We start from the raw sequence: 12,675 nt of genomic DNA, 5'->3' as shown, positions 1-12,675 counted from the left end.
GCTTTAATCATCTTAAGATGCCTTAAAACGATATTATGGAGGATTATTCCAAATTTCTCTGGGGTATACTCCAGTAAGAGGCAGATTGTATACGCGTTACGCACCCGTGCGCCGGTCGTCAGCGAAAGCAAGCTTTCCTGTTACCCCTCGACTTGCATGTGTTAAGCCTGCCGCTAGCGTTCATCCTGAGCCAGGATCAAACTCTTCATCGTATAATATTTTTAATATCTTGAATGAAAAATCTCTCAAAAGAATTGCGAGTATTAAACTCTGTATTTCTTACTCTTTGTACGCTGTCAATAATATAATTTCTTCAATGAACTTCTTATCTTACTCTCGTAATTGAGAGTGCAAATGTAACACTTTTTATCTTAATAAAACAAAACTTTTTTTAAAAAATTTTTAATTTTATTTTCAATATCTCAAAAAATGTTACTGAACTTTTCTAATCTAAAACGCTTTCTGTTTTAGCGGTTGCAAATGTAATAACTTTTTTTATTCTGACAAGTTTTTTTCAAAACTTTTTTAAAAATTATTTTCTCAACCTTTTTTAGAACTTTTTGCCTTCATAAACTCGGTTGCCCTTGTTCGTTTTAGCGGTTGCAAATATACGCGCTTTTTATTTCCTCGCAAGCCTTTTTGCAAAGTTTTTACATTTATTTTTGATCGTTTTTTAAGAACCTTTGGTTTTCAAATATTTATAGAGAAAAGTTTTTTTGTTTTTTTATGTAATAGTTGATTTTTCTTGAAGATTTAAGGTTTTTACTATTTTAATTTCTTTTATACTATAATATATATAAGGTAGGTTTGGCTTCGGCTTCGCTCAGCCACCGTTTTTTGTTTACCTATATTATGTAGTGTGTGATTTTTGTAAATGTTAGCTTCGACTACGCTCAGCTGCCACTAGTTTTATATTTTATAATAAGTACAATTTCATTTAAGAGACATATATAATAGGTGAAATTTTATTTGAGTTTGGTCTTCGGCTTCGCTCAGCCTCCTTTGGACTTATATATAATAATAGGTATAACTTTCATTTAGGTTTGGCTTCGGCTCCGCTCAGCCACCTTTTTTATTTATCTATATAATATATAATTTTGTTTAGATGACGATGCGTTAGGGATTGGAGTGAAAAGCTTTTGGTTTTGCAAAATTAGAATTCTAGGAAACGGAGGCGACCAGAGGAAGCCCACGGATGACGTAGAAATTCTTTTTTACAAAACCAAAACTTGAAGCGGAAAGCCCGACCCGAAGTTTTACGGAGGGAAACGCCATTACAATAAATATTCATCTATTGGTTCCCAAAGTTCAATTTTATTGTTTTCACTATCTAGAATCCAGGCAAATTTTCCATATTCATATTCTTCGATACCTTTTATTATAGTAACATCCTTTGATTTTAGTTCTTCCAAAAAGGAATTAAGATTGTTTACACGATAATTAATCATAAAATCTTTTAGGCTTGGTTTAAAATAATCTGTCTCTTTAGGAAAAGTTGACCATTGCAAAAATGTTTTTTTATCAGGATTATTTATATCGCGTGAAATAAAAGAAGCACCATATTCGTCCACTGCAATTCCAAGTTTTTCTTTGTACCATTCTTTAAGTTGTACTGGATTATCTGCTTTAAAGAAAATTCCACCAATACCTTTAATATTAGTTTCTATTTTTTCTATTGCATTCTTTTTATGAAAAAAGATATTTTCAACTTTATCAACAATAGTTTGGGCAAGTTTCTCTTTACTTTCAATAGTCCAACCAGCAACGTGTGGAGAAAGTAAAACTTTATCAGAAGAAATTAGTTCTCGAAAATATGGATTTTCAGAATTTGAAGATTCGAAGAAATTTTCAAAAGAAGATTTTTCATATTCCAAAACATCTAAACAAGCTCCTAGAATTTTTTCTTCGTCAATTGCTTCGATTAAATCCTTTGTTACAACGGCAGATCCTCTTGCTGTATTAATAAGGTAGAAAGGTTTTTTAAATTTATAAATAAATTTCTCATCTATCATTTGATTTGATAGTTCGTTGTGCGGTGTGTGAAGTGAAAGTACATCTGTTTTTGCAAATAATTCTTCCAAAGAAACCTGACGACAATTCATATCACCGACATTTGGTTTGATATCATAACAAAGAACCTCAACATCAAAACCTCGTAGTTTTTTAGCAAAAGCTCTTCCCATATTACCGTAACCTATAATTCCAACAGTTTTGCCATCTAATTCGACACCACGATTTTCTTCACGAAGCCATTGTCCATTTCTGATTTCGAGATCTGCTTTTTTCAGATTATTAAAAAGAGCTAAAATCATTGCAAGCGCATGTTCACCTACAGCATTTCTATTTCCTTCAGGAGCAGAAATTAATTCGATTCCTTTTGATTTTGCATAGTCTACATCTATATTTTCTAGACCAGCACCAACTCTTCCAATAAATTTCAAGTTTTCGGCTGCGTCTAAAAATTCTTTATCGATAGAAAATCTACTTCTAATGATTATTCCATCGTATTCATTTATAGTTTTTAAAATTGTCGCTTTAGAATCTTTATAATTCTCCACATTTTCACATCCTAATTCTTTTAATGTATTTAATAATAAAGGATGATTTGTATCTAGATGTAGTACTTTCATTCTTGACTTATTTTTTAAAGTTATCAAGTTTTTAAATTTCTCTAAAAATAAAAAATCCTAACAGGAAAATGTTAGGATTTTAATATATGTTTTAAAACAAATTAATATTGTTCGCTTTCATTTGGAAAATCAAGAGATTTAACATCATCAATATATTGTTTGAATACGTTAGTCATCTCTTCATATAAGTTTAAATATCTTCTTAAGAATTTTGGATTAAATTCGTGTGTCATTCCAACCATGTCATGAGTAACAAGAACTTGGCCATCAACTCCAGCTCCAGCTCCGATTCCGATTACAGGAATTGAAATGCTTTCAGCTACTTCTTGTGCAAGTTTTGCAGGAACTTTTTCTAAAACCAAAGCAAAACATCCCATTTTTTCAAGCATTTTAGCATCTTCTTTTAATTTTTTAGCTTCTGCTTCTTCTCTAGCTCTTACTGTGTAAGTTCCGAATTTATAAATAGATTGTGGAGTTAAACCTAAATGTCCCATTACTGGGATTCCAGCGTTTAAAATTCTTTTGATAGATTCTTTAATTTCTTTTCCACCTTCCACTTTGATAGCATGTCCACCAGATTCTTTCATGATTCGAATTGCAGAACGAAGTGCTTCTTTAGGATCTGATTGGTAAGTTCCGAAAGGTAAATCTACAACTACTAAACTTCTTTTGGCAGCTCTAACAACAGAACTAGCATGATAAATCATTTCGTTTAGTGTAATAGGAAGTGTTGTTTCATGACCTGCCATTACATTAGATGCAGAGTCACCAACAAGAATAATATCGATTCCTGCTCCGTCTACAATTTTAGCCATTGTATAATCATAAGCTGTAAGCATAGAGATTTTTTCTCCATTGGCTTTCATTTCAATGACTGAATTTGTAGTAACTCTTTTATATTGCTTTTTTGCTACAGACATTATTATTTGTGTTTAAAAGTCGATTGTAAAAGTAAGGAAAATAAATAGTACAATTACAATAATTAAAGAAGTGAAAATCAAAACAAAAAAAGAGGCTATAAATGAATATAGCCTCTAATTGTGATATGAATATTTTATTGCTATTTTTTTAGCACTTTCTTTCGCAGCTTTTTGCTTTGAAGTAACATCCTCCGATTACAAATGCGTTACCTACTACAATAACACCAACGCAAGCAACCGTACAAGGAAGACATGGAGAAATTGCAATACATCCAGCTAAAGCAGCAATACTTACACCAGTTGAAGTTGCAATACAAGCAAGGAAGTCATATTCACAAGCGATTTTACAATCGTCGTCAGACATTCTTGCATTAGCACTTGCTCCTCTGAAAGTGATAATTTCAATTGCGTTTACAAATTCACGGTTTAATTCCTCCTCTGTTAAAGTTGTTAATTCTGGGAATTTTTCAAAAACTCTGATTTTATACTCATTAAATCTAGCAAAAGTTGAATTTTCTAATCCTAACATGTTTTCAAAAGACTCTACATCTTTTTCCGTCCATTTAGTTTCAGAATTTGTGTATCCATATTTTTGCATAGATGCTTGGTATGCTTCCGCATCACCATTATATTCTAACTCTACAGTTTCACTTTGAGCGTAATAAATATTACCGATTGTAAAAACAAAATTTTGAAAATCTGTATCCTCAGCTAATTTTTGAGACATTGAAAATGAATTTCTCTCGTTAGTGTTGTTTACAGAATCTTCTTCTTCAGAACATGATGTTAACAAAAATACAGTGGCGAATAAACCTAATAAAATTGGTTTTAATTTATTAATTAAATGCATAGTTTAAAGTTTTTTTAATTATTAATAATTGACGAAAACAAAAGGTAATTTATTGGGGGGTTTACTTTTTAATCAATTATTTAAATATTCATATCACATAAACTAATTAATCTAACTAATACTCTATATTTTTTTGCTTTTCGAATGTAAGGCAATTTAACATTCCTACCTAATTTTTATAATTTTTTACATTTATAACAAATTTATTATCAATATTTTATTTTTTTAATATTTTATAAGATACTACACCTTTATCCGTTATGATTTTCACAAAATAAAGTCCTGACTCATAGTTTTTTATATTAATAGTCTTATTATCAAATGCTACATTTTTTAACTCTTTTTGCGTATTATCATAGATTTGAATAGATTTTATTGAAATTCTTTCATTTTCTTTAACATATAAAATTCCATCAGTTGGGTTTGGGAATAAGTTTAAATCTATAACATTTGAAGAAATATTTTCAACTGACAAATTTGTTTCTTTTTTAAGTATATAATCAAAATTTGGATCTATGACAACTGATGAAACAGGAAAGTCAATCGTTACAGTAAATAGTTGGTTATTTTCTGTATTATTTAAAATCTCTATATGAGATTCTCCATTTTCTCCTATAAATTCTACTGGTAATCTAATTTCAAAAAAGTCAACTGAAGGATCAGATTGTCCTTGCATTAATTCGATTTCAACATCATTTCCATTTTGTGACCAATTTGAAGAATAAAGAGGATAACCTTGTCCATAAAGCCAATCATTAAAGAATTCTGTTAAATCTTCTCCGCTAGTAGCTTCAAAATGTTCAATAACTTGTTCTGATTTTGCATAATCATAAGCTAGATTATCATCATTTAAAAAGTTTTTTATTCCTTGAAAGAAATCTTCATCTCCAATATGTTTTCTTACCATATGCAATAACATTGCACCTTTATTATACGTTAATCTAGAACTAAAAAGTCTACTTTCATTAATTGTATCATTTTCATGAACATAAACAGACCCATCAGGAAGTGCTTTAATATTTCCTGTTTTATTAATTCTCCAATTTTTAAAAGCCTCTTCTCCATCAAAATTTTCAATCACTAAAGCATTCGAATAAGTTGCAAATCCTTCGTTCACCCATAAATCCGACCAAGAACCACAAGTAATTTTATCACCAAACCATTGATGTGCTAATTCGTGTGCAATTAATCCACGATTAAAATTTCCCATAAAACTCATTGTTGTATGTTCCATTCCTCCGCCCCAGCCGAATTGTGCGTGTCCATATTTTTCTTCTTTAAACGGGTACATTTCAAATAAATCTCCGAAAAGTTCCATGATATCAACTGTAACAGGAGTTTTTTCTTGAGCAAGTTCTAAACTTTCAGGATACACATAATTATCTATTGGAAATTCGTTTGTAGTTCCTTCATAAGCTAATTCAGTATAAATAGTATAATTTGTAATTGCAATTGCAACAAGGTAAGCTGGAATTGGGTAATCATGTTTCCAATGTGTTGTTTTATCAAGTCCAGAAATTTCCTCAGAAATTTTTAAACCATTAGAAGCTACAACAAATTCGGAAGGAGTTGTAACGAAAATATCAATATTTTCTACTTTATCAATTAAATCTTGTTTACAAGGCCACCATTGTTTTGCTCCATAAGGTTCTGAAAGCGTCCAAATAATTGGTGTTCCATTATGAGATGATTTTGTAAAAGCACCAAAACCAGAACCAGATTCTGGATATCCATTATAAGTTACTTCTACAGTAGATGATTCGCCAATTTGTAAAGTTTCACTTAAATAAATTGTAAGAATATCATCAAAATGTGTGAAAAGTAATTCATTTTCTCCTTGTTTAATTTCTGTTACAGTCATGTTATCTGCAAGATCAAAAGCAATTGTTGACATTTCTTCTTTTGCAGTAAAATCAGAAGTAACTGTTCCTTCAATGTGAGCAAAAACAGCATTTGGATTTAATTTCCAATCTAATTTATGATAAGTTAAATCATAGTTTGAAGTGTGATTTGTTTCAGAATTTGTATTTCTAAAAGCAAATTTTCTTCCTTCATTTTTAATTAAGTCTTCTAAATAAACATCTTTATAAAAAGATTTTTCTTGTGCTTTTGCTTTTGTTAAGACGAATAATAGTAGAATAAGTATGTAAAATTGTTTCATTTGTGGTAATTTTGCGAAATATTAAAATTTTTGAGTTTCAAACTTTTATGTTCAAATCATAAATAGCATTCTCTCCAAATATAGATAAATAATGGATTTAAAGTTTTTTAAAAAATCTATACCTACACTTATTGTAATGGGAATTTTTTCAGTGATTGCAATTTCATTGATTTTTTGGATGATGATTCCAGAGAAAAAATTACCAGTTTATAATCCAGTTGACGTGAACCCTACTTTAGTCGATGAAAGTTTACATCACGTACGAAGAAATCATAAAATTTCAGATTTTCAATTGATTAATCAAAATGGAGAAACAATTACACAAAAAGATTATGATGGAAAAATCTATGTCGCTGATTTCTTTTTTACAAGATGTCAAACGATTTGTCCGATTATGACGACACATATGGCGGAAGTTCAAGAAGCATTTAAAAATGATAATGACATTATGTTTCTTTCTCATTCTGTGACACCAATTATGGATAGTGTTCCAGTTTTAAAAGAATATGCGAAGAAAAAAGGTGTAATTGACGGAAAGTGGAATATTACTACAGGAGATAAAAAACACATTTACGAATTAGCCAGAAAAAGTTATTTCGCAGTTTTAGAAGAAGGAGATGGTGGAGAACAAGATTTTATTCATACAGAAAATTTTGTTTTGGTAGATAAAAAGAAACAAATTCGAAATTATTATGATGGAACGAATGCTGAAGATATCCAAAGATTAATTGAAGATATTAAAATCTTGAAAAAAGAATACGAATAAGAATAAAAGCTCACTTTAGAACGATTCTAATTTAGTATCTTTGTCGCTGAATGAATGATTTTAGAAGTTGATTAAATTCTATTTTTCATTGCATTAGGGATTGCATCGGCATCCTTTTGTGGAGGAACGAAACAAAAGATATAGCGGAAAGCCCGACCTTGTTTTTTAAACAAGGAAATGCCCAAATTTGTAAAATCTTCATTTTAAAATAGAAATTTCACACAAAATTGATATCATGACGATTGAACAACTTCATATAGGAGAAAAAGGAATAATTAAAGATTTTTTGTTTTCAGAAGTTCCATTATCGCTTTTAGAAATGGGATGTTTACCAGGAAAAGTGGTAGAGATGATTCAGGTTGCACCACTGAAAGATCCGATTTATATTCGGGTAAATGGAAGTGACATTGCGATTAGAACAGAAACTGCGAAACAAATAGAAATTACGAAGCTTTAGAATATATGAAAGTTGCATTAATTGGAAATCCTAATACAGGAAAAACATCTTTATTCAATCAATTAACAGGGTTAAATCAGAAAGTAGGAAACTATCCAGGAATTACGGTTTCAAAAAAAACGGGAAGTTGTAAACTTTCGGCTACAGAATCGGCTACGATTATAGATTTACCTGGAACTTATAGTATAACACCTTCTTCTTTAGACGAAGCGATTGTTTTAGATACTTTAGTCGATACAAAAAACAAAGCATATCCAGATGTGATTGTTGTTGTTTCAGAAGTAGAAAATTTAAAACGAAACTTATATTTATTTTCTCAGGTCAAAGATTTAGAAATTCCGACAATTTTAGCAATTAACATGGCGGATCAATTGGAAAACAAAGGAATTTCTATTGATGTTGCGATGTTAGAAAAAGAATTAAACACAAAAATTGTTTTAATCAGTGCGAAGAAAAATCAAGGAATTGATGAGTTAAAAAAGACAATGTTGGATTATCAAAATATTTCAACAAAACCTTTGGAGGAAATTTCAAAAAGAATGGATACAGATTTCTTTGAAAAATTAAAGAATGAAAATCCAAAAATTGCTTTGTACACTTTATGGTTATTAATTTCTCAAGAGTTTTTACCAGAAAAAACGAAGAATGAATATCAGAGTTTGATTGATTCTTACAAAAGTGAAAAAGCAAAAATTAAAAAATTACAACAAAAAGAAACTATTTATAGGTATCAATTCATCAATGATATTTTAAAGAAAACTTATGTTGTTGATAAATCAAAAGCTTCAGGAATACAAGCAAAATTAGATCGAATTTTGACACATAAAATATTTGGTTATGTAATTTTCTTTTTGATTCTAGCATTGATTTTCCAATCTATTTTTAGTTGGTCAAGTATTCCGATGGATTTTATTGATGCGCAAACAACAAACTTAGCAGATTTTATTACTTCAAAACTTCCTGCAGGAGCATTTACAGATTTAATAACGCAAGGAGTGATTCCAGGAATTGGTGGAATTGTGATTTTCATTCCACAAATTGTGATTCTTTTCCTTTTTGTTTCTCTTTTAGAAGAAACAGGGTATATGAGTCGTGTTGTGTTTTTGATGGATAAAATTATGCGAAAATTTGGAATGAGTGGAAAAAGTGTTGTTCCGTTAATTTCAGGAACAGCTTGTGCGATTCCAGCAATTATGGCAGCGAGAAATATCAATGGTTGGAAAGAAAGATTGATTACGATTTTAGTAACACCATTTACAACTTGTTCTGCGAGACTTCCAGTTTATACGATTATTATTGCTTTAATAATACCAGAAACAGAAATTCTTGGAATATTTAATTTACAAGGATTTGTATTGTTAGGAATGTATTTATTAGGTTTTTTAATGGCAATTGTGTCTGCTTATATTTTACACAAAATAATGAAAGTAAAAGCTAAAAACTTCTTCATTATTGAAATGCCAACTTATAAATTACCTTTATTAAAAAATATTGGAATTACAGTTATTGAAAAAACAAAAGCATTTGTTTGGGGAGCGGGTAAAATTATTTTAGCGATTTCAATTGTCCTTTGGTTTTTAGCTTCTAATGGAGGAGAAAAATTTAAAAATGCAGAACAAATTGTAAAAGATAAATATGCGAATACACACGTTTCTGAAGAACAATTACAAAATGATATTTCTTCATATCAATTAGAACATTCTTATATTGGACAAATGGGAAAAGCGATTGAACCAGTGATTAGACCTTTAGGTTATGATTGGAAAATTGGAATTGCTTTGATTAGTTCTTTTGCTGCAAGAGAAGTTTTTGTTGGAACATTAGCTACTATTTATAGTATCGGAAATGATACAGATGATGAAACGACAATCAAAGAGCGAATGAATGCGGAAATCAATCCAGATACAGGAAAAAAACGATTTGATTTTCCAACAGGAATGTCGCTTTTAGTCTTTTATGCATTCGCAATGCAATGTATGGGAACTTTAGCAATTGTTAAAAAAGAGACAAATTCATGGAAGTGGCCTTTAGTGCAACTTTTCGGAATGGGAGCAATAGCTTACGTATCTTCTTTTTTAGTCTATACTTTTTTGAGTTAAACTCCGTTTTGGGAAAAGATTATCTATTTTTTTGCAATTAATTATAATTTTAGAATATGATTATAATTTTTTCTGAAACAAATTGAGTAATTTTGAGTCTTACACTTTAAGATTACTTGTGATAAATAAATTAAAATAAGTTCTGAAAGTGATTTAAAAAAATGATGTATCAATAGATTATGATTTTTTTTAAAATATGAAAATGAAAAAAGTCCTGTTGAACAAATAAAAAACTACAACTAGCTATAAATTATATCTATCAAATTGACTAATAATTTATAAAGTAAAATGTTTTATTTGTTTTTTAGACACATTGAAATAGAACATTTTGAAAATAACAGGTACATGGATAAAATGGAACATATTTTAAAGCCCGAAACATGGATTGATAAATATGCTGATTACTTATTCAATTATACAATTACACGAGTAAATAATCATGATATTGCGAAAGATTTGGTGCAAGAAACCTTTTTTGCTGGCTTAAGAGCGAAGGATAATTTTCAAGGAAAAGCGAGTGAGAGAACTTGGCTTGTATCAATTTTAAAAAGAAAAATAATTGATTATTATAGAAAAATAAATTCAGCTAAAGGTCAAGCAGAAATTAAACTTTCTTTCTATGATGACGGGGAAAATGAAGGACGATGGATTGAGGAGAGAGTTCCACAAATGTGGGAAAATGAAGCTGAAAAGAACATCGAAAACGATGAACTCAAAGATACACTAGAGAAATGTATCAATAATTTACCTGAAAAATATGCTGTTGTTTTCAGAATGAAAACGATACAGCAATTTGAAACAGAAGAAATATGTAAGGAATTAGATATTACTTCGTCAAATTTATGGGTGATGATACATAGAGCCAGAACTCAATTAAGAAGGTGTATGGAGAAAAATTGGTTTAAAAATTAATTTAAAAAATGGGAAAATTTAAACTAACGTGTGATGAGGCTACTATGATTTGTGATAAGAGTCAGTACGGTGAAGCCACATTTAGTGAAAAATTAAAGTTAAATTTTCATGTCCTATTTTGTAAGTTTTGTAAAAGATATTCGGCACAAAATGCGAAGTTGACGGATATTTTTAAATCGACATGTAGCTTGAGTGAAAACAAGCAAAAGATGTCTATGGATGATAAGGATGAAATTTCTAAGAAGTTTCATGAATTATTGGAGAAAAATTCTTAACAAAATACGAAATGAATTTTATATCAGAAGAACTAGATCAGTATGTTGTGAAACATACTGAAGATGAACCTGAATTATTAAAAGAACTTACCAAAGAAACTTGGCAAAAAGTTCTAAATCCGAGAATGTTAAGCGGACATTTTCAGGGTAGATTATTGTCTATGCTTTCCAAATTAATTTCTCCTAAGAGAATTTTAGAGATTGGAACATATACAGGTTATTCTACTTTATGCTTGGCAGAAGGATTACAAGAAAATGGTATTTTACATACTATTGACAAAAATGAAGAACTTGAAGATTTCTCTAGAAATTATTTTGATAAATCAGAGTTCAAAAATCAAATTAAGCAGCATATTGGAAATGCAATAGAAATTATTCCAACTATTGAGGATAAATTCGATTTAGTTTTCATTGATGCTGATAAGGTAAATTATCCTAATTACTTTGAATTAGTAATTGATAAAATGAATAAAGGTGGGGTAATTTTATCTGATAATGTACTTTGGAGTGGAAAGGTTGTGGAAGAAATTAATAAAAAAGACAAGGACACACCAGCACTTTTAGAGTATAATAAATTATTAAAGGAAGATCCTCGTATAGAAACGGTTTTAATGCCAATTCGCGATGGACTTACAATAAGTAGAGTAAAGTAGTTTTCGGAACTGCTTTACTCTTTTATTTTTGTAAAGAAAAACTTCGATAGTCTGAAGAATAAAATTCCAAAGATTACTCCCATAAACATTCCTACAATAATATCTGTTGGAAAATGAACTCCAAGATAAATTCTACTATAAGCGAATAAAATCGGCCAAATAAAAGCTAGAAATGCGTATTTGTAATATTTTCTTAAGTGTAAAAATAAATAAGTTGTCAATGCTGTTGAAGTTGTAGCATGACCAGACAAGAAGCTATAACTTCTAGGATTTTTTAAAACTCTGATTAATTGATTGATTGTATCATCATTATTAGGTCTAAGTCTTTGAATAGATTCTTTAAATAAATCTACAATTTCATTTGAAATTCCTCCTAAAGCACCTCCAACTAATAAAACGACAAGAGCTTTTTTCCATCCAATTTTTCTATAGATTAGAAATAATAAAAAAAGAATAAATGGAATCCAATGTTTTTGTTCTGTAATAAACCACCAAAAAGCATCCCACTTTTCTGTTCCTAAATTATTTAAAAATATTAAGATTTTTCTATCTAACTGAAGAATTGAATCAAGCATTAAAAGTTACGTTTTATCGGACCAGTCATATCATCAATATCATCTTTTACTTTATTAATTTCTTTCGTGATATCATTTGAAAGGTCTCTTCCTTGTTTTGTGAATTCGTTTTGGTCTGCGCTATCTGTTATTTCTCTTTTAATATCATTTGTAGCATCTTTTACTTGGCGAATACCTTTTCCTAAACCTCTAGCAATTTCTGGAATTTTATCTGCACCAAAAAGCATCACTACAATTAGTAGAATAACAAAAATTTCTGGACCACTAATAAATAAATGCATGATTATTCTGATTTACATCTGCAAAGATAAGCGAAAAAATAATTAAATGCTCTTAATTTAAAGGAAAGAAATACTATTATTAAAAAGTTAACGTTT

The 12,675-nt window shown here is 29.6% G+C and carries 11 protein-coding genes, 1 rRNA gene and 1 pseudogene; 6 read left to right on the top strand and 7 right to left on the bottom strand.

The genetic code is table 11. From position 1 onward, the window contains the following. From I1A51_RS15800 to I1A51_RS15780, 5 genes and pseudogenes are all read right to left on the bottom strand, one after another. Positions 1 to 212: ribosomal RNA gene (locus I1A51_RS15800) — 16S ribosomal RNA — on the bottom strand; the annotation flags it as partial. 1,482 nt (positions 213 to 1,694) lie between these two features. Then, positions 1,695 to 2,630: pseudogene (locus I1A51_RS15795) on the bottom strand (2-hydroxyacid dehydrogenase); the annotation flags it as partial. Between the two features lie 101 nt (positions 2,631 to 2,731). Beyond that, positions 2,732 to 3,550 carry a 3-methyl-2-oxobutanoate hydroxymethyltransferase gene (gene panB / locus I1A51_RS15790; RefSeq protein WP_196895645.1) on the bottom strand — a complete coding sequence of 273 codons (819 nt, stop codon included), beginning with the start codon at positions 3,548 to 3,550 and terminating at the stop codon, positions 2,732 to 2,734. Positions 3,551 to 3,698: 148 nt separating this feature from the next. After that, positions 3,699 to 4,400, bottom strand: coding sequence for a hypothetical protein (locus tag I1A51_RS15785; RefSeq protein ID WP_196895643.1), 702 nt, complete (start codon positions 4,398 to 4,400; stop codon positions 3,699 to 3,701). Between the two features lie 217 nt (positions 4,401 to 4,617). Continuing rightward, positions 4,618 to 6,561, bottom strand: coding sequence for a M1 family aminopeptidase (locus I1A51_RS15780; RefSeq protein WP_196895641.1), 1,944 nt, complete (start codon positions 6,559 to 6,561; stop codon positions 4,618 to 4,620). 91 nt (positions 6,562 to 6,652) lie between these two features. Between I1A51_RS15780 and I1A51_RS15775 the strand changes: the two genes are divergently transcribed. From I1A51_RS15775 to I1A51_RS15750, 6 genes are all read left to right on the top strand, one after another. Next, entirely contained in the window at positions 6,653 to 7,327 is a 675-nt protein-coding gene (locus I1A51_RS15775; protein WP_196895639.1) for an SCO family protein, read from the top strand. A 235-nt stretch (positions 7,328 to 7,562) separates the two neighbouring features. Continuing rightward, positions 7,563 to 7,784, top strand: a complete 222-nt coding sequence (locus I1A51_RS15770) for a FeoA family protein (protein ID WP_196895637.1) — start codon at positions 7,563 to 7,565, stop codon at positions 7,782 to 7,784. Between the two features lie 5 nt (positions 7,785 to 7,789). Then, positions 7,790 to 9,883: a ferrous iron transport protein B gene (gene feoB / locus I1A51_RS15765; protein WP_196895635.1), complete on the top strand. Its 2,094-nt coding sequence runs from the start codon at positions 7,790 to 7,792 to the stop codon at positions 9,881 to 9,883. A gap of 345 nt (positions 9,884 to 10,228) precedes the next feature. Then, positions 10,229 to 10,795, top strand: coding sequence for a sigma-70 family RNA polymerase sigma factor (locus I1A51_RS15760; RefSeq protein ID WP_196895633.1), 567 nt, complete (start codon positions 10,229 to 10,231; stop codon positions 10,793 to 10,795). A gap of 8 nt (positions 10,796 to 10,803) precedes the next feature. Then, positions 10,804 to 11,070 carry a hypothetical protein gene (locus I1A51_RS15755; RefSeq protein WP_196895631.1) on the top strand — a complete coding sequence of 89 codons (267 nt, stop codon included), beginning with the start codon at positions 10,804 to 10,806 and terminating at the stop codon, positions 11,068 to 11,070. Between the two features lie 11 nt (positions 11,071 to 11,081). Beyond that, a complete protein-coding gene (locus I1A51_RS15750; protein WP_196895629.1) occupies positions 11,082 to 11,723 on the top strand; it encodes an O-methyltransferase in 642 nt (213 codons plus the stop codon). Between the two features lie 14 nt (positions 11,724 to 11,737). On the opposite strand, the gene I1A51_RS15745 is transcribed toward I1A51_RS15750, so the two are convergent. Further along, positions 11,738 to 12,298 carry a phosphatase PAP2 family protein gene (locus I1A51_RS15745; protein ID WP_196895627.1) on the bottom strand — a complete coding sequence of 187 codons (561 nt, stop codon included), beginning with the start codon at positions 12,296 to 12,298 and terminating at the stop codon, positions 11,738 to 11,740. Then, the gene (locus I1A51_RS15740; RefSeq protein WP_196895626.1) at positions 12,298 to 12,579 is read right to left on the bottom strand and encodes a Sec-independent protein translocase subunit TatA/TatB; all 282 of its coding nucleotides are present in this window, start codon (positions 12,577 to 12,579) and stop codon (positions 12,298 to 12,300) included. The genes I1A51_RS15745 and I1A51_RS15740 overlap by 1 nt, the downstream gene beginning before the upstream one ends. Positions 12,580 to 12,675 lie beyond the last annotated feature (96 nt).

The sequence above is a fragment of the Aureivirga marina genome, from assembly GCF_015767265.1.
GTDB lineage: Bacteria > Bacteroidota > Bacteroidia > Flavobacteriales > Flavobacteriaceae > Aureivirga > Aureivirga marina.
The sequence above is the reverse complement of the archived record's forward strand: the minus strand, read 5'-3'. Positions and strand labels throughout refer to the sequence as shown.